Source organism: Pseudomonas sp. G3-19 (genome assembly GCF_054855875.1).
In genome coordinates, this window is record NZ_JBMPIQ010000003.1 from 3,870,286 (window position 1) to 3,886,713 (window position 16,428).

16 protein-coding genes are annotated in these 16,428 nt (G+C 61.3%); 6 read left to right on the plus strand and 10 right to left on the minus strand.

What is annotated here, in order from left to right; all coding sequences use genetic code 11:
* Positions 1–75: 75 nt before the first annotated feature.
* Complete coding sequence (locus ACOYXI_RS17820; protein WP_027610530.1) at positions 76–741, minus strand: fumarylacetoacetate hydrolase family protein; 666 nt, start codon at positions 739–741, stop codon at positions 76–78.
* Between the two features lie 41 nt (positions 742–782).
* Positions 783–2,177, minus strand: coding sequence for an FAD-binding oxidoreductase (locus tag ACOYXI_RS17825; protein WP_210556396.1), 1,395 nt, complete (start codon positions 2,175–2,177; stop codon positions 783–785).
* 204 nt (positions 2,178–2,381) lie between these two features.
* Between ACOYXI_RS17825 and serA the strand changes: the two genes are divergently transcribed.
* Positions 2,382–3,611, plus strand: coding sequence for a phosphoglycerate dehydrogenase (gene serA / locus ACOYXI_RS17830; protein ID WP_003229219.1), 1,230 nt, complete (start codon positions 2,382–2,384; stop codon positions 3,609–3,611).
* 62 nt (positions 3,612–3,673) lie between these two features.
* On the opposite strand, the gene ACOYXI_RS17835 is transcribed toward serA, so the two are convergent.
* Positions 3,674–4,099, minus strand: coding sequence for a DUF4399 domain-containing protein (locus tag ACOYXI_RS17835; protein ID WP_027610528.1), 426 nt, complete (start codon positions 4,097–4,099; stop codon positions 3,674–3,676).
* A 135-nt stretch (positions 4,100–4,234) separates the two neighbouring features.
* On the opposite strand from ACOYXI_RS17835, the gene ACOYXI_RS17840 reads away from it, so the two are divergent.
* A complete protein-coding gene (locus ACOYXI_RS17840; RefSeq protein WP_134784904.1) occupies positions 4,235–4,798 on the plus strand; it encodes a transporter substrate-binding domain-containing protein in 564 nt (187 codons plus the stop codon).
* A gap of 223 nt (positions 4,799–5,021) precedes the next feature.
* On the opposite strand, the gene ACOYXI_RS17845 is transcribed toward ACOYXI_RS17840, so the two are convergent.
* Both ACOYXI_RS17845 and ACOYXI_RS17850 read right to left on the minus strand, forming a co-directional pair.
* Positions 5,022–5,507: a 2-thiouracil desulfurase family protein gene (locus ACOYXI_RS17845; RefSeq protein WP_098966135.1), complete on the minus strand. Its 486-nt coding sequence runs from the start codon at positions 5,505–5,507 to the stop codon at positions 5,022–5,024.
* A gap of 1 nt (position 5,508) precedes the next feature.
* Positions 5,509–6,141 (minus strand): 2OG-Fe(II) oxygenase, encoded by a 633-nt coding sequence (locus ACOYXI_RS17850; protein WP_103369653.1) that lies wholly within the window; start codon positions 6,139–6,141, stop codon positions 5,509–5,511.
* Between the two features lie 108 nt (positions 6,142–6,249).
* Here ACOYXI_RS17850 and ACOYXI_RS17855 point away from each other — a divergent pair, with 108 nt between their 5' ends.
* The gene (locus ACOYXI_RS17855; protein WP_097088904.1) at positions 6,250–7,002 is read left to right on the plus strand and encodes a DUF2059 domain-containing protein; all 753 of its coding nucleotides are present in this window, start codon (positions 6,250–6,252) and stop codon (positions 7,000–7,002) included.
* Between the two features lie 103 nt (positions 7,003–7,105).
* Here ACOYXI_RS17855 and bipL read toward each other — a convergent pair whose 3' ends face one another.
* A complete protein-coding gene (bipL, locus tag ACOYXI_RS17860; protein ID WP_461675119.1) occupies positions 7,106–8,053 on the minus strand; it encodes a phospholipase BipL in 948 nt (315 codons plus the stop codon).
* A 99-nt stretch (positions 8,054–8,152) separates the two neighbouring features.
* Here bipL and ACOYXI_RS17865 point away from each other — a divergent pair, with 99 nt between their 5' ends.
* Both ACOYXI_RS17865 and ACOYXI_RS17870 read left to right on the plus strand, forming a co-directional pair.
* Positions 8,153–8,731, plus strand: a complete 579-nt coding sequence (locus tag ACOYXI_RS17865) for a DUF6436 domain-containing protein (RefSeq protein ID WP_139055167.1) — start codon at positions 8,153–8,155, stop codon at positions 8,729–8,731.
* A gap of 102 nt (positions 8,732–8,833) precedes the next feature.
* A complete protein-coding gene (locus ACOYXI_RS17870; protein WP_461675120.1) occupies positions 8,834–11,245 on the plus strand; it encodes a penicillin acylase family protein in 2,412 nt (803 codons plus the stop codon).
* A 114-nt stretch (positions 11,246–11,359) separates the two neighbouring features.
* Here the strand turns inward: ACOYXI_RS17870 and ACOYXI_RS17875 are convergent, their stop codons facing one another.
* Complete coding sequence (locus tag ACOYXI_RS17875) at positions 11,360–12,325, minus strand: GlxA family transcriptional regulator (protein WP_461675121.1); 966 nt, start codon at positions 12,323–12,325, stop codon at positions 11,360–11,362.
* Positions 12,326–12,641: 316 nt separating this feature from the next.
* On the opposite strand from ACOYXI_RS17875, the gene ACOYXI_RS17880 reads away from it, so the two are divergent.
* A complete protein-coding gene (locus ACOYXI_RS17880; RefSeq protein ID WP_461675122.1) occupies positions 12,642–13,283 on the plus strand; it encodes an HD domain-containing protein in 642 nt (213 codons plus the stop codon).
* A gap of 191 nt (positions 13,284–13,474) precedes the next feature.
* Here ACOYXI_RS17880 and ACOYXI_RS17885 read toward each other — a convergent pair whose 3' ends face one another.
* From ACOYXI_RS17885 to ACOYXI_RS17895, 3 genes are read right to left on the minus strand one after another with little or no spacing between them, the layout of a single operon-like run.
* Positions 13,475–14,365, minus strand: a complete 891-nt coding sequence (locus ACOYXI_RS17885) for an ABC transporter permease subunit (RefSeq protein WP_027610518.1) — start codon at positions 14,363–14,365, stop codon at positions 13,475–13,477.
* The gene (locus ACOYXI_RS17890; RefSeq protein ID WP_171061891.1) at positions 14,362–15,243 is read right to left on the minus strand and encodes an ABC transporter permease subunit; all 882 of its coding nucleotides are present in this window, start codon (positions 15,241–15,243) and stop codon (positions 14,362–14,364) included. The genes ACOYXI_RS17885 and ACOYXI_RS17890 overlap by 4 nt, the downstream gene beginning before the upstream one ends.
* 35 nt (positions 15,244–15,278) lie before the next feature.
* Positions 15,279–16,421 carry an ABC transporter ATP-binding protein gene (locus ACOYXI_RS17895; RefSeq protein ID WP_003229245.1) on the minus strand — a complete coding sequence of 381 codons (1,143 nt, stop codon included), beginning with the start codon at positions 16,419–16,421 and terminating at the stop codon, positions 15,279–15,281.
* Positions 16,422–16,428 lie beyond the last annotated feature (7 nt).

The following is a 16,428-nucleotide window of genomic DNA, read 5'->3' on the forward strand; positions in this document are numbered from 1 at the left end:
CTGCTGCGCAGGCCATCGGGGATAAATCCCCTCACCACAACAGGCTCGCTCCCACAGGGTGTTACGGTTTCGCGATTAACGTACGCTGCTGCTGAAGCTGCTCGCGCCAACCAGTTCCAGCACGATGTCGTCGCCGACATTCAGCGGGCCGACGCCCACTGGCGTGCCGGTGAGGATCACGTCGCCGGCCTGCAGCGAGAAGCAGCCGGCCATGTGCTGGATCATCGGCACGATCGGGTTGAGCATCGCGCTGCTGTTGCCGTCCTGGCGTACTTCGCCGTTGATGGTCAGGCGAATGCCGATGTCGGTCAGGTCAGGGAAAGTGCTGCCGACCACGAACGGGGCAATCACCGCCGCGCCGTCGAACGACTTGGCGATTTCCCATGGCAGGCCCTTGGACTTGAGCTCGGCCTGCTTGTCACGCAGGGTCAGGTCCAGCGCCGGGGCGAACCCGGAGATCGCGTCGAGCACTTCTTCACGGCTCGGCTTAGTCGACAGCGGCTTGCCGATCAACACGGCGATTTCCGCTTCGTAGTGCACCGAACCGCGCTCGGTCGGAATGCTGAAACCGCCTTCCAGTGGCACCACGCAACTGCCTGGCTTGATGAACAGCAACGGCTCGGTAGGCACCGGGTTGTCCAGTTCCTTGGCGTGTTCGGCGTAATTACGGCCAATGCACACCACTTTCCCGATCGGGAAGTGAATGCGCGTGCCGTCGACGTACTGGTGCTGATAGCTCATTTACCGACTCCTGCCTTCATTGATTCATCAGGGATTGCCAATCAAACCGCGAAGATCTTGCCCGGGTTCATGATGCCGTTCGGGTCGAACACCGCTTTGACCGCTTTCATGTACTCGATTTCGACCGGAGAACGGCTGTAGGTCAAGTAGTCGCGCTTGGTCATGCCGACGCCGTGCTCGGCGGAGATCGAACCGTTATATTTCTCGACGGTTTCGAACACCCACTTGTTGACGGTCGCGCACTTGGCGAAGAACTCGTCCTTGCTCAGGTTATCCGGCTTGAGGATATTCAAGTGCAGGTTGCCGTCGCCGATGTGGCCGAACCAGACAATTTCGAAGTCCGGGTAGTATTCGCCGACGATCGCGTCGATCTCCTGCAGGAATGCCGGGACTTTCGACACGGTGACCGAGATGTCGTTCTTGTACGGCGTCCAGTGCGAGATGGTCTCGGAGATGTACTCGCGCAGCTTCCACAGGTTCTGCAGCTGGGTTTCGCTCTGGCTCATCACACCGTCCAGCACCCAGCCTTGCTCGACGCAGTGTTCGAAGGTTTCCAGCGCCGTGTTGGCCACTTCTTCGCTGGTCGCTTCGAATTCCAGCAATGCGTAGAACGGGCACTCGGTCTCGAACGGTGCCGGTACGTCGCCACGCCCCAGCACTTTGGCCAATGCCTTGTCGGAGAAGAATTCGAACGCGGTCAGATCAAGCTTGCCCTGGAAGGCGTGGAGCACCGGCATGATCGAGTCGAAGTCGGCGGTGCCGAGGACCATGGCGGTCAGGTTTTTCGGTGCGCGATCCAGACGCATGGTCGCTTCGACCACAAAGCCGAGGGTGCCTTCGGCGCCGATGAACAGCTGGCGCAGGTCGTAGCCGGTGGCGTTCTTGATCAGGTCCTTGTTCAGCTCCAGCACATCGCCCTTGCCGGTGACCACTTTCAGGCCGGCGACCCAGTTACGGGTCATGCCGTAACGAATCACCTTGATCCCGCCGGCATTGGTGCCGATATTGCCGCCAATCTGGCTGGAACCGGCCGAAGCGAAGTCCACCGGGTAGTACAGGCCGTTTTCTTCGGCGACGTTCTGCAGGTGCTCGGTGACCACGCCCGGCTGACACACGGCGGTGCGGTCAGTGAGGTTCACGTCGAGAATCTGGTTCATGTAGTCGAACGACACTACCACTTCGCCATTAGCGGCAACGGCAGCGGCAGAAAGACCGGTTCGCCCGCCGGATGGCACCAGCGCCACTTTGTGGGTATTGGCCCAACGGACAATGGCCTGCACCTGTTCGATGGTCTTGGGAAACACTATGGCGCACGGCGCGGGCGCGAAGTGCTTGGTCCAATCCTTGCCGTACGCGTTCAGGGAGTCGGCGTCGGTCAGGACCTTGCCAGGCTCGACCAGGGTCTTCAGTTCATCAATCAGGGCAGGATTGGTCATCGACAGAACTCTCGAACAATTCATGGTCATCCTGAAGACGCTTCACGTCGCAGGAATGAGTGTTTAGCGGGGTGGCTATGCTAGCATACCGACCCCGCAGGCCAGTGCCCAAGGCCAGTTCTGCGGTGACGGCTTTCTTGTCGTCCAGGTCAATGTCTGTTGACCATTTCCTGCCATTTTTCTCCGGGATACAGGTTTACGCAGATGAGCAAGACTTCTCTCGATAAGAGCAAGATCAAGTTCCTTCTTCTCGAAGGCGTCCACCAATCGGCTGTCGACGTCCTCAAGGCGGCGGGCTACACCAGCATCGAATACCTGACAGGCTCCTTGCCGGAAGCCGAGCTCAAGGAAAAGATCGCTGATGCTCACTTCATCGGCATTCGTTCGCGCACCCAACTGACCGAAGAGATCTTCGATCACGCGAAGAAGCTGGTCGCGGTCGGCTGTTTCTGCATCGGCACCAACCAGGTTGACCTGAGTGCTGCCCGCGAGCGCGGCATCGCCGTGTTCAACGCGCCGTACTCCAACACCCGCTCCGTCGCGGAACTGGTGTTGGCCGAAGCGATCCTGCTGCTGCGCGGCATCCCTGAGAAAAACGCTTCCTGCCACCGTGGCGGCTGGATCAAATCCGCAGCCAACTCCTTCGAGATCCGTGGCAAGAAACTCGGCATCGTCGGCTACGGCTCGATCGGTACGCAGCTGTCGGTTCTGGCGGAAGGCTTAGGGATGCAGGTGTTCTTCTACGACACCGTGACCAAGCTGCCGCTGGGCAACGCCACTCAGGTCGGCAACCTGCACGAGCTGCTGGGCATGTCCGACATCGTCACCCTGCACGTTCCGGAAACCGCGGCGACCCAGTGGATGATCGGCGAGAAGGAAATCCGCGCCATCAAGAAGGGCGGCATCCTGATCAACGCCGCGCGCGGCACCGTGGTCGAGCTGGACGCCCTGGCGGACGCGATCAAGGACAAGCACCTGATCGGCGCGGCCATCGACGTGTTCCCGGTGGAGCCACGCTCCAACGACGAAGAGTTCGAAAGCCCGCTGCGTGGCCTGGACAACGTGATCCTGACCCCGCACATCGGTGGTTCGACTGCCGAAGCGCAAGCCAACATCGGTCTGGAAGTGGCGGAAAAACTGGTCAAGTACAGCGACAACGGTACTTCGGTGTCGTCGGTGAACTTCCCGGAAGTGGCCCTGCCGGCCCACCCTGGCAAGCACCGCCTGCTGCACATCCACGAGAACATCCCGGGTGTGATGAGCGAGATCAACAAGGTCTTCGCCGAAAACGGTATCAACATCTCCGGTCAGTTCCTGCAGACCAACGAGAAAGTCGGTTACGTGGTGATCGACGTCGACGCCGAGTACTCGGAGCTGGCGCAAGAGAAGCTGCAACACGTCAACGGTACTATCCGTAGCCGCGTGTTGTTCTGATCCGACGCTGAGCGACAAAAAAAGGGAGCCTTCGGGCTCCCTTTTTCATGCGTGCGAAAACGTCATTCGACGTTGACGGTGATCTTTTTCGAGACGATCGGCGGATCGAACGCCATGTGGCCGCTGTCACCCAGCTCCAGTTGCAAGGTGTGCTTGCCCGGAGCCAGTTTGATCGTGGCCTCGGTCTGTGCCTTGCCGAAGTGCATGTGGTTGGCGTCGGTCGGCACGACGGAACCGGCCGGAACGATTTCCTTGGCATCAATCAGCAGGTGGTGGTGACCGGTGTTCTTGGTGACGTCACCGGCGGGTGCCAGCGCAACGTCCTTGACCCCGAACTTGACCTTGAACTCCTGAGAAACCGTGGCCCCGTCTTCGGGAGAAACGATGAACACTTCGGCGCCCTTGGGTGCCGGGGTCGCTGCACTGGCCAGCACTGAAACACCCATCAACAGGCCAGCCAAGGCTGCTCGTGACATAAACGTTTTCATTCTCTTCTCCAGTTTTTCCGTAAAATCCGCGCGGTCATGACAACTTCATGACCATTCGTTGTCGAAGGCACTCGACAACCATAGCAAAGCGAGCCTGACTCAGAGCATCGCAATAATGACTTCAAAGGAGTGACCATGCGCTTTCTGCCTGGCCTGATCTGCCTGCTACCCCTTCTGAGCCCTCTGGCTCACGCCGAACTGATTGATGACGTCAACGACCGTGGCGAGTTGCGCATTGCCCTTGAGGCTAATACACCGCCCTTCAATTTCAAGGATGGCGACACACTCACGGGGTTCGAGGTCGAGCTTGGGCAACTGCTGGCCAACGAGCTGGATGTGCGCGCCGACTTCATCGTCACCGACGAAGCCGACCTGCTCCAGGGCGTTGAAAGCGGCAAGTACGACGTTGCGCTCAACCACATAGCACTGACACCTGAACTCAAGGATCGTTTCGACGTCAGCGAGCCTTACGGCAAGGTCGATTCGCAGCTGCTGGCGAAGAAGGATGAGCAGCCTCGACCGATGGTGCTGGTACAGGCGCTGACCGAGGAGAAGCCGAAGACGGCGGTGCCGGTGGAGCTGGCGATTCCGTTTCAGAAGGGTAATCCGGCGTTTCAGGCCAGTCTTGCGAGCGCGATGGAGCGGATCAAGGCAGATGGGCGATTGGCGGCGTTGTCCGAGAAGTGGTTTAAACCTTAAAAGCCCCTCACCCTAGCCCTCTCCCGGAGGGAGAGGGGACTGAATGGGGAATGTTGCAGAAATACGCCGACCTGAAATGGATGTATCGATCCGAAATCGACTGGCCATTGCTTTGCCGAATCCACAATCGCCAAGGTCTTTCAGGTCGATGGACAGCGCCAGACACCTCGGTCGGCCCCCTCTCCCCTTGGGAGAGGGCTGGGGTGAGGGCAACAATTGCGGATCAGTCCAAAGCAGCCAGGGCCAGTGCGGCTTGTGGCAGTTCGAGTTCACTGAAGACTTCAACCCCATGGCGTTTAAGCAGCGCCGCCGTAACGCCTTCTCCCGAGACCTTCACCCCACTGAACGTCCCGTCATAGGTCAGCAAGTTTCCGCAGGAAGGACTGTTGGCCTTGAGCACCGCAACGCGGATGTCATGCTTTTGCACCAGCGCCAGCGCTTGCCGCGCACCATCGAGAAACTGCGCGCTGACGTCCTCGCCTTCGGTGGTGATCACCGCCGCCGTGCCATCGAGCACTTCGGCGCCCTGCCCGCCGGGGATTTCCGCCGCAGCACGCGGGGTTGGCAAACCGCCAGCCACTTCGGGACACAGCGGCACCACACGGCCTTCGGCGATCCACTGTTCGAGCAGATCGAACGGTCCGCTGGCCCCGCCGTCGTAACGCACGCGGTGGCCCAACAGGCAGCGGCTGACCAGAATCTTCTGCATATCAGAACGGCTCGTTGCCACGACGGCGGAACCAGCCCGTCAACGACAGGCGTTCGCGGTGCGCCGGCAGCACTTCATGGGGCACCTCACCGGAGAGGAACACCACCAGACAGCCGCCGGTGGGTTGCACGTCGTGGACCCGGTCTTCGTCCAGATACATGCGCAACTGACCGCCGTCTTCCGGCAGCCACGCGTCATTGAGATAGACCACCGCCGAAACCATGCGCCGGTCATCGTCGCGAAAACGGTCGACGTGCTTGCGGTAAAACGCGCCCGGCGGATACAGGGCGAAGTGGCACTCGAAATCCTCGAGCCCGAGGAACAGCCCGCGATTGAGCGCCTCGCGCAGGCTTTCCATCAGGTTCAGATAACGGTCGCTGGCCTCGGCCTGGCCCGGGTCGATCCACTGGATGTGGTCGCCACGAATACCCTCGCGAATCTCTGAAAACGGCCCACGGCCTACCGCTGCCGGCGCCAGTTCACCCTCGGCCTCACGTTTGCGGCACTCGGCCGCCAGCTCGCGGGTCAAACCTGCGGGCAGGAAAATGTTCTGCTGCGACCAGCCGTGTTCGGCCAGGTCGTCGACGATGCGTAACAGCAGCGGGTGTTCAGAGGATATTTGCATGGCGCGCATAGTATGCCGGCGGCAGGAAATCCGACAGAGCCACGCAGCGGCTTGCTACGAATTCTCGACAAGTCCCGGCACCGCACGGAGAATAGTCCGCTGCTGACAGGAGTCCCTATGCGCCGTTTGCTTTTTTCACTGTTGATGTTCTGCGTTTTGCCCGCCTGGGCGGACGGCCACGATCAGCTGTACAAGATCGCCGGCTGGCCAGATCAACGTGCGCATTTCAATGATGCCCTGAGTGCCGCGCAGCAGCGCTACCAGAACAACCTGCCGCCGGCGGTGTTTCAAGCCCTGGTCAACAACAGCAACCAGCGCTTCGCTCCCCAGGCCATGGATCAGCGTGCCGAAGCGCAACTGCGCCAGCACCTTGCCGATCCACAACCGGCACTGACCTTCTTTCAATCGCCGCTGGGCAAGAAAATCGTCGCCGCTGAATTGCTCGCCACCCGTCGCGATCAACTGGCGAAGAACGCCAAGGGCCTGCCGAAGATGCAGGCCAGCGACAGCCGCCTGCTGATCATCGGCCATCTGGCCCAGGCCCTGCCCGCCCGCGAGGCCGGCGCGGAAGTCAGCCTGGCGATTGCCGGGGTGGCGGCGGACAGTTTGAGCTCGATGATCCCCGGCTTGCTCGGCGGCGGTCAGGCGCAAGGCATGTTGAACGGCCAGCGCCAGCGCCTGATGGAGCAGATCGGCGCCGATTTGAACAACACGCTGCTCTACGTTTATCGCGATCTGTCGGATGACGAACTGGAGCAGTTCGCGACCTTCGCCGAGTCCAGCGAGGGCAAGGCGTATTACCAGGCGGCGCTGGCGGCGATTCGGGCGGGGTTGGCGGTGGGGCAAAGCTCCTCGAACCTTGGTCAGTGATCTTTATTGCCTGACCGGCCGCCTTCGCGAGCAAGCCCGCTCCCACAGGTGATCGCGGTTTCATGTGGGAGCGGGCTTGCTCGCGAAGAGGCCCTTACAAACACTATAAATTTCTGCCCCTGATTCGCTTGTTCAGAAACTCGAAATACTCCTCGCGCATTTCCAGCGTCTCGTTCGCCAGATGATGCCGCGCCTCCGGCAGCAGCAGAATCTGCGGCCGGTCGAACTTCCACTTCAGCACCTGTAAGTTGTGCTGCCAGTCCACGGTCATGTCCGCCTGCCCCTGAATGATCAGCGGCCGTCGCGGACTTTTTTTCGCGTGTTCGACGCGGATGATCCAGCGCGACAGTGCACCGACCCACGCCGTCGGCAAACGTTTTGGCTGTAACGGATCGGTCTGCAGGAACGGCAGGAAATCCGGGTCGTTGGAGTTCTCGCTGAAGCGCCGGGCGATGCCCCGCACGAAAGGCCTCAGCAGGTAATAACTGAGCTGCGACCAGCCCCAGGCACGCGGACGCACCAGCGGCGCCAGCAGAATCAACTGGCCCTGCGCCGGACTGTTCTCGCCATGGTTGAGCACATGATCGACGACGATCGCGCCGCCAGTGCTTTGTCCGCACAGATGCCAGGGTTGCGGCAGGGCGATCGAACTGGCTTCGGCGAACAACGCCTGCAAGGCGTCCTGGTATTCGGAGAAGTCGCGAATGCTCGCCCGCGGCCCACTCGACAAACCATGGCCCGGCAAGTCGCAGGCGATGACGGCAAAATCCTGATCCAGCGCCCACTCGATCACATGCCGATACAGCCCGGTGTGATCGTAAAAACCGTGCAGCAGAAACAGCGTGCCCTTGACCTTCTCCGGCCACCAGCAATGGCTGACCAGCTCATAACCGTCCACCTCGAACCGGCCCATGCCGCGCCAGACATCGCGCTCGGGAAAGTCGGTTTTATAGAACTGCTGATACGCCTTGGCCTCGTCCGACAACGGCTGCCACTGGGCCAAAGGCTTGAGGCTGGCGCGTAAATGATCGGCATCGAAAGTGTCAGGCATGCGGGTATTCCAAAGCGGTAAACAGACTTTATCGGCCTGCGATATTCATCTGTTGCGGCAAGCATGGCAAGCTAGCCCCCCTTCGAGGATCGAAAAACCATGCGCTCGCCCTACCGCACCGCACTGTTTGCCAGCCTGCTCGCGCTTGTGTGTGCCGGGGTGCTGTGGGCGGCGTACGACTGGTTTCAGGGGCGCTATCTGCGCGCGTTCAGTCAGCACACCGCGGTGTTTTCCGGGGATCCGTTGCGCCTGCCGGATGAACTGGCCGGCCCCGGCAAAATCCGTCTCGTGCACTTCTGGGACCCGGCCTGCCCATGCAACGTCGGCAATCAACAGCACCTGACCGAGATGGTCGAGCAGTACGGCGCGCGCGGTGTGGAATTCTTCGCCGTGCAGCGCGCCGGCTCCCACGGCCAGTTACCCGCCACCCTGAGCAATCTGAAAACCATCGCGGTATTGCCCGGTTCCGAGCAGATCCCGGCCAGCCCCGCCGTGGCGATCTGGGATCGCAGCGGCAAACTGGCGTACTTCGGGCCGTACAGTGAAGGGCTGACCTGCAATTCCAGCAACAGTTTTATCGAACCGATCCTCAATGCCCTGACCGAAGATCGCCCGGTCAACGCCACGCACACCCTGGCGGTCGGTTGTTATTGCCCGTGGCCGGTAGTGGCGCAGTAAGGCATTCCGGACTTTTCAAGGACAGCGATGCACGGCACGGAAGGTCTGTGCTAATTGTTTGCAGCCCGACGGGCGGCAATCCCGCATGCACAAGGAGTCACCATGAAACGCGTCTTCACCGTTCTTGCCTTGCTCATCGTTATCCTGCTCATCGCCATCGGCGGTTACGTCTACAGCAAGCAACCGACGCGTCAGGGTCAGGTGGAGCTGCGCAATCTGCAGGGCTCTGTGACCGTGCGCTATGACGATCGCGGGGTGCCGCACATTCGTGCCGAGAACGAAACCGATCTGTATCGCGCCCTCGGCTACGTGCACGCTCAAGACCGGTTGTTCCAGATGGAAGCCATGCGCCGCCTCGCGCGCGGCGAGCTGGCCGAAGTGCTCGGGCCGAAGCTGCTCGACACCGACAAACTGTTTCGCAGCCTGCGCATCCGTGAACGCGCTGCCAGCTATGTCGCCAGTCTCGATAAGCAGTCCCCGGCGTGGAAGGCCCTGCAAGCCTATCTGGACGGCATCAACCAATATCAGGACAGCCACGTCGCGCCGGTGGAGTTCGACGTGCTGGGCATTCCCAAGCGGCCGTTCACGGCGGAGGACAGCATCAGCGTCGCCGGTTATATGGCCTACAGCTTCGCCGCCGCGTTTCGTACCGAACCGCTGCTGACCTACGTGCGCGATCAACTCGGCGCCGATTACCTCAACGTCTTCGACCTCGACTGGCAGCCCAAAGGCGTGCTCGCCAAAGATCACGCCAATAAGACCCCGGCCCTCGCCGCCGGCGACTGGAAAGACCTCAATGCCCTCGCCCGCCTCAGCGAGCAGGCGCTGATTGAAAACGGCCTGCCGCAATTCGAAGGCAGCAATGCCTGGGTGATCGCCGGCAGCCGTAGCCAGAGCGGCAAACCGCTGCTGGCCGGTGACCCGCACATTCGCTTCTCGGTGCCGTCGGTGTGGTACGAGGCGCAACTGTCGGCGCCGGGCTTTGAGCTCTACGGCCATCATCAGGCACTGGTGCCGTTCGCGTTCCTGGGGCACAACCTCGATTTCGGCTGGAGCCTGACCATGTTCCAGAACGACGATCTGGATCTGATCGCCGAGAAGGTCAACCCGGACAACCCGAATCAGGTCTGGTACCACGGCCAGTGGACCGATCTGGTCAGCTCCGAGCAGCAGATCGCGGTGAAGGGCCAGACGCCGGTGACGCTGACCTTGCGCCAGTCGCCCCACGGCCCGATCGTCAACGACGCCCTCGGCACTGCCGCCGGTAAAACGCCGATCGCCATGTGGTGGGCGTTTCTCGAAACGCCGAACCCGATCCTCGAAGGTTTCTACCAGCTCAACCGCGCCGACACCCTGGCCAAGGCCCGTGCGGCGGCAGCCAAGGTGCAGGCGCCGGGGCTGAACATCGTCTACGCCAACGCCAAGGGTGACATTGCATGGTGGGCCTCGGCGCTGTTGCCGAAACGCCCGGCCGGGGTGAAGCCGGAGTTCATTCTCGACGGCAGCAGCAATCAGGCAGACAAGGACGGCTACTACCCGTTCAGCGCCAACCCGCAGGAAGAAAACCCGGCGCGCGGCTACATCGTCTCGGCCAACTTCCAGCCGCTGTCGCCGACCGGAATGGAAATCCCCGGTTACTACAACCTCGCCGATCGCGGCCAGCAGCTCAACCGCCAGCTCAGCGACAAGAGCGTGAAATGGAGCAACGAGGCCAACCAGAAGCTGCAACTGGGCACCACCACCGCCTACGGCCCGCGTACCCTGGCGCCATTGCTGCCGGTGTTGCGGGAAGTGGTGAGCGATCCGGCGCAGCTGAAACTGGTCGAGCAACTGGCGCAGTGGCAAGGCGACTATCCGCTGGATTCGGTCAACGCCACAGTGTTCAACCAGTTCCTCTACGACCTCGCCGATGCGGCAATGCGCGATGAGCTGGGCAACGACTTCTTCGAGACCCTGCTGTCGACCCGGGTGATCGACGCGGCCCTGCCGCGCTTGGCGGCGAACGCCGATTCACCGTGGTGGGACAACCGCAACACACCGAACAAGGAGACTCGCGCCGACGTCGTCAAAGCGGCGTGGCAGGCGAGCATGACGCATCTGAAACAGACCCTCGGCGATAACCCGTCCAACTGGCAATGGGGCACGGCGCACACCCTGACCCACGGTCATCCGTTGGGTCAGCAGAAGCCGCTGGACCGGATCGTCAATGTCGGGCCGTTCGCTGCGCCGGGCAGTCACGAAGTTCCGAACAATCTCTCGGCCAAGCTCGGCCCGGCGCCGTGGCCGGTGACCTATGGACCTTCGACGCGGCGCCTGGTGGACTTCGCCGACCCGGCGCACAGCCTGACCATCAACCCGGTCGGCCAGAGCGGTGTGCCGTTCGACAGCCATTACGACGATCAGGCCGAGGAGTACGTCGAGGGGATGTATGTGCAGGCGCATTTCAGCGAGGAAGAGGTGACGGCCAATACCCGTAGTACCTTGAAGCTGTTGCCGGCGCGGGCTGCCCAATAGTTCTCGGTTAGCCGGACGGGCCCTATCGCGAGCAGGCTCACTCCTACAGGGGAACGCATTCCAATTGTAGGAGTGAGCCTGCTCGCGATGGGGCCCGCCAACTCAACACATCTCTCAGAGCATCAACGCAAAATTCAACCGAAACTGCTGCGGCGTCACGCCCAATCGACGGTTGAACACACTGCGCATGTGCTGCGCATCGCGAAACCCGCACTGATAGGCCACGGTCTTCAGCGGTGCCGTGGTGCTTTCCAGCAGCACCCGCGCCGCATCCACTCGCGCACTTTCGACGAACTCTGCCGGGGTGACCCGAGCCTCACGGGCGAACACCCGGGAGAAGTTGCGCGCACTCATGTTCGCCGCGTTCGCCAGATCGGCAATCGTCAGATCGCCGGTGAGGTTGGCCAGCACATACAACTGCACCATCGCCACCGCTGACGTCGGCTCCGCATGCGGCGTGAGGAACGGACTGAACTGCGATTGCCCGCCCGAGCGCTGAGTGAACACCACCAGCCGCTTGGCCACGTTCAGCGCCACTTCAGCGCCGCAATCACGGGCCAGCAGGTACAGCGACAGATCGATCCCGGCGGTGACCCCGGCCGAGGTGTAGAGCGCACCGTCCTCGACGTACAGGCGATCGGCCTCGACTTGAGTCGATGGACACAACTGCGCCAAGGCTTCGGCATCGTTCCAGTGGGTGGTCACGGTGCGCCCTTCCAGCAGTCCCGCCCGCGCCAGCATGAACGCGCCGTTGCAGATCGAGCCAAAGCGCCGCGCACGGGTGCAGGCCTCGCGCAGCCAGGTGTCGAAGCTTTTACCGAAATCCATGAACGGCAACTGCGGGCCGCCGGCGACGAGCAGCAGGTCCCAAGCGTCGAGCGCTTCGCTGAAGTGCCGGTGAGCACTGAGGTTCAACCCGTTGGAGCAGGCCATCGGCCCGCGTTCGAGGCCGATCACCTCCAGTTGATAGTGATCCTCGGGCGGCAGAAACCGGTTGGCCTCGGCGAACACATCCATCGGCCCGCTGACATCCAGCGCCTGCACGCCGGGAAATACCACGATGGCGATGGTTTTGTTCATAAGCCTCCAATGTCCTCAATGCCTGTGGCAAACACAAATCCCTGTGGGAGCGGGCTTGCTCGCGAAAGGGCCCTTACATTCAACTTATCTGTTGAATGACACACCACTTTCGCGAGCAAGCCCGCTCCCACATGGGCCGTGCCTGCCTTGTTGATTGAGCCAACCCTAGCCAATCCAGGTTCAACAAGCGAGGTTGGCACGATTTGCAGGTCGATTGGCAAGGATCGCAGCCATGCGTTGATTGTCCGTTTAGTGCCTCGGGGAACAGACTCCATCCATCAGCGCCACGACGGCGTTTTCGACGAGGAAACACCTTATGAGCACGACCATTGCCGGCATCAAGATCCCCGACAGCGCCCTCGCCCGGGCCACCACCGAGTACATTCGCGACATCGAAACCGACCTGCTCTACCACCACTCGCGCCGGGTGTTTCTGTTCGGCGCATTGAGCGGCGAGCGCCAGCAACTGGCCTATAACCCGGAGCTGCTGTACGTCGGCGCGATGTTCCACGACCTCGGTCTGATCGAGGGCTATCGCAGTGCCGACGAGCGTTTCGAAGTGGATGGCGCCAACGCGGCAGCGGCGTTTCTCAAACCGTACGGACTGAGCGATGACGACATCGAGCAAGTCTGGCTGTCGATTGCCCTGCACACCACGCCGGGCGTGCCCAAACATCTGCGGCCGACCGTGGCGCTGGTGACGGCAGGTGTCGAGATGGACGTGTTGGGCATGGATTACGCGGCGTTCAGCAGCACCCAGCGCGAGGCGGTGGTGCATGCGCATCCACGCGGGGAAGGTTTCAAGGAATGCATCATCTGCGCGTTTGCCGACGGCTTGCGCCATCGTCCGCAGACCACGTTTGGCAACGTGAAGACCGATGTGCTGGTGGATCAGGAGCCGGGGTTCAAGCCGATGAATTTTGTTGAGGTCATCCGCCAATCTCCCTGGACTGCCTAATACCCAATGTGGGGGTGTGCCCTGTGGTGAGGGGATTTATCCCCGATGGACTGCGTAGCAGTCCCTTTCTTTTTGAATCAAGAGAGGGGGCCGCTTCGCAACCCATCGGGGATAAATCCCCTCGCCACAAAAGCCCGCTCCCACAGTTGGATTTGGGTTGGCCTTGATAAAGGGGCCAACCCGAGTTTGCTTTAAGCCGCTTCCGGCGCAGGCGCGCGGCGCACGTCCGGTTGCTTCCACGAATCGGCGGCGCCTTCTTCGATGGCTTGCTGGATGGCTTTCTTGCGCGCTTCTTCGGCGCGGCGGCTGAAGAACCACACCATGAACGTCACGATCGACACCGCCAGCAGAATCAGGCTGGCCACGGCGTTGATCTCAGGCTTCACGCCCAGACGCACCGCGGAAAACACTTCCATCGGCAGCGTGGTCGAACCCGGGCCGGAAACGAAGCTCGCAAGTACCAGATCGTCCAGCGACAGAGCGAACGACATCATGCCGCCCGCTGCCAGCGACGGCGCGATCATCGGGATGGTGATCAGGAAGAACACCTTCCACGGCCGCGCCCCCAGATCCATCGCCGCTTCTTCGATCGACAGGTCCAACTCACGCAGACGCGCCGACACCACCACCGCCACATACGCCGCACAGAACGTCGTGTGGGCGATCCAGATGGTGACGATGCCACGTTCCTGCGGCCAGCCGATCATCTGCGCCATGGCCACGAACAGCAGCAACAGCGACAGACCGGTGATCACTTCCGGCATCACCAGCGGCGCGGTGACCAGGCCACCGAACAGCGTACGGCCCTTGAAGTGGGTGATGCGGGTCAGCACGAAGGCTGCCAGCGTACCCAGCGCCACCGCCGCAACGGCGGTATAGCAGGCAATTTCCAGGGAGCGCACCACCGAGCCCATCAGTTGGGTGTTGTCGAGCAGGCCGACGTACCACTTGATCGACCAGCCGCCCCACACCGTCACCAGTTTCGAGGCGTTGAACGAGTAGATCACCAGGATCAGCATCGGCAGGTAGATGAACAACAGACCCAGTACCAGCATCAGGCTGGAGAAACGGATGCGTTTCATTCTTTGCCCTCCATTTCCTTGGCCTGACTGCGGTTGAACAGGATGATCGGCACAATCAGGATCGCCAGCATCACCACCGCCAGGGCGGACGCCACCGGCCAGTCACGGTTGTTGAAGAACTCTTGCCAGAGCACTTTACCGATCATCAGGGTTTCCGGGCCGCCAAGCAGTTCCGGGATCACGAACTCGCCGACCACCGGGATGAACACCAGCATGCAGCCGGCAATGATCCCGTTCTTGGACAGTGGAATGGTGATTTTCCAGAAGCTGTTGAAGGTGCTCGAACCGAGGTCGGAAGCGGCTTCCAGCAGGCTCTGATCGTGCTTCACCAGGTTGGCGTACAGCGGCAGGATCATGAACGGAAGGTACGAATAAACCACGCCGATATAGACCGCCAGGTTGGTGTTGAGGATCTGCAGCGGCTCGTCGATAAAGCCCATGCTCATCAGGAAACCGTTGAGCAGGCCGTTGTTGCTGAGGATGCCCATCCACGCGTAAACGCGGATCAGGATCGCAGTCCAGGTCGGCATCATGATCAGCAGCACCAGCACCGTCTGCAGCTCTTTGCGCGCACTGGCGATGGCGTAGGCCATCGGGTAGCCGATCAGCAGGCACAGCAGCGTGCTGAAGAACGCCATCTTCAGCGAGCCGAGGTAGGCGGCGATGTACAACTCGTCGTCGCCGAGCATCGCGTAGTTGCCCAGGTTCAGCAGCAGTTGCAGCTTCTGCTCGGCGAAGGTGTAGATCTCGGTGTACGGCGGGATGGCCACGTCGGCTTCAGCGAAGCTGATCTTCAGGACGATGAAGAACGGCAGCATGAAGAACAGGAACAGCCAGATGAACGGAACCCCGATGACCAGTTGCCGGCCATTGGGAATTATTCGGTTGAGCCGTCGTTTGAACTTGCGCATGTTCATGAGCGAAGTACCACGCCGCTGTCGTCTTCCCACCACACGTAAACCTGATCGCCCCAGGTCGGACGCTGGCCGCGACGTTCGGCGTTGGCGACAAACGACTGCACCAGCTTGCCGCTCGGCAATTCGACGTAGAACACCGAGTGGCCGCCGAGGTAGGCGATGTCATGCACCTTGCCGCTCGACCAGTTGTATTCGCAGGTCGGCATTTCAGCGGTGACCAGCAGCTTCTCCGGACGAATCGCGTAGGTCACGGACTTGTCTTGCACCGAGGTGCTGATGCCGTGGCCGACGTAGATCTGCCGGTCGAGGTCCTTGCAGGTGATGGTCGCGTGGCCTTCGGCGTCGTCGATCACTTCGCCTTCGAAGATGTTCACGTTGCCGATGAATTCACAGACCAGACGGCTGGTCGGGGTTTCGTAGATGTCGATCGGGCTGCCGATCTGGGCGATCCAGCCCAGGTGCATGATCGCGATGCGCTCGGCCATGGTCATGGCTTCTTCCTGGTCGTGGGTCACCATCACGCAGGTCACGCCCACGCGCTCGATGATTTCCACCAGCTCCAGCTGCATCTGCGAACGCAGTTTCTTGTCCAGTGCGCCCATCGGCTCGTCGAGCAGCAGCAGCTTCGGCCGCTTGGCCAGCGAGCGCGCCAGTGCCACCCGCTGGCGCTGACCGCCGGACAGTTGATGCGGCTTGCGCTTGGCGTACTGGCTCATCTGCACCAGCTTGAGCATTTCGGCCACGCGCGCATCGATCTCGGCGTTGGGGATCTTGTCCTGCTTGAGGCCGAAGGCGATGTTCTGCGCCACAGTCATGTGCGGGAACAAGGCATACGACTGGAACATCATGTTGATCGGTCGCTCGTACGGCGGCATGTCGGTGATGTCGACGCCGTCGAGGAAAATGCGCCCCTCCGTGGGCCGTTCGAACCCTGCCAGCATCCGCAGCAGCGTGGATTTGCCCGATCCCGAGCCGCCGAGCAGGGCGAAGATCTCGCCTTTCTTGATTTCCAGGGACACATCGTCCACGGCAATCGTCTCGTCGAACTTCTTCGTGACCCGGTCGATTTTGACCAACACCTGCTTAGGTGTCTGGTCGCCCTCGAGGGCTTTCTTATAGGCGCCGGAGGCAACTGCCATTTACGAA

Excerpts from the sequence above, each read along its gene's own strand:
- ACOYXI_RS17875 (WP_461675121.1), bottom strand. The coding sequence starts at position 12,325 with ATGAACAAAACCATCGCCATCGTGGTATTTCCCGGCGTGCAGGCGCTG.
- ACOYXI_RS17825 (WP_210556396.1), bottom strand. The coding sequence starts at position 2,177 with ATGACCAATCCTGCCCTGATTGATGAACTGAAGACCCTGGTCGAGCCT.
- ACOYXI_RS17895 (WP_003229245.1), bottom strand. The coding sequence starts at position 16,421 with ATGGCAGTTGCCTCCGGCGCCTATAAGAAAGCCCTCGAGGGCGACCAG.
- ACOYXI_RS17835 (WP_027610528.1), bottom strand. The coding sequence starts at position 4,099 with ATGAAAACGTTTATGTCACGAGCAGCCTTGGCTGGCCTGTTGATGGGT.
- ACOYXI_RS17850 (WP_103369653.1), bottom strand. The coding sequence starts at position 6,141 with ATGCGCGCCATGCAAATATCCTCTGAACACCCGCTGCTGTTACGCATC.
- ACOYXI_RS17870 (WP_461675120.1), top strand. The coding sequence starts at position 8,834 with ATGAAACGCGTCTTCACCGTTCTTGCCTTGCTCATCGTTATCCTGCTC.
- ACOYXI_RS17885 (WP_027610518.1), bottom strand. The coding sequence starts at position 14,365 with ATGAAACGCATCCGTTTCTCCAGCCTGATGCTGGTACTGGGTCTGTTG.
- ACOYXI_RS17845 (WP_098966135.1), bottom strand. The coding sequence starts at position 5,507 with ATGCAGAAGATTCTGGTCAGCCGCTGCCTGTTGGGCCACCGCGTGCGT.
- serA (WP_003229219.1), top strand. The coding sequence starts at position 2,382 with ATGAGCAAGACTTCTCTCGATAAGAGCAAGATCAAGTTCCTTCTTCTC.
- ACOYXI_RS17880 (WP_461675122.1), top strand. The coding sequence starts at position 12,642 with ATGAGCACGACCATTGCCGGCATCAAGATCCCCGACAGCGCCCTCGCC.
- ACOYXI_RS17840 (WP_134784904.1), top strand. The coding sequence starts at position 4,235 with ATGCGCTTTCTGCCTGGCCTGATCTGCCTGCTACCCCTTCTGAGCCCT.
- bipL (WP_461675119.1), bottom strand. The coding sequence starts at position 8,053 with ATGCCTGACACTTTCGATGCCGATCATTTACGCGCCAGCCTCAAGCCT.
- ACOYXI_RS17865 (WP_139055167.1), top strand. The coding sequence starts at position 8,153 with ATGCGCTCGCCCTACCGCACCGCACTGTTTGCCAGCCTGCTCGCGCTT.
- ACOYXI_RS17855 (WP_097088904.1), top strand. The coding sequence starts at position 6,250 with ATGCGCCGTTTGCTTTTTTCACTGTTGATGTTCTGCGTTTTGCCCGCC.
- ACOYXI_RS17820 (WP_027610530.1), bottom strand. The coding sequence starts at position 741 with ATGAGCTATCAGCACCAGTACGTCGACGGCACGCGCATTCACTTCCCG.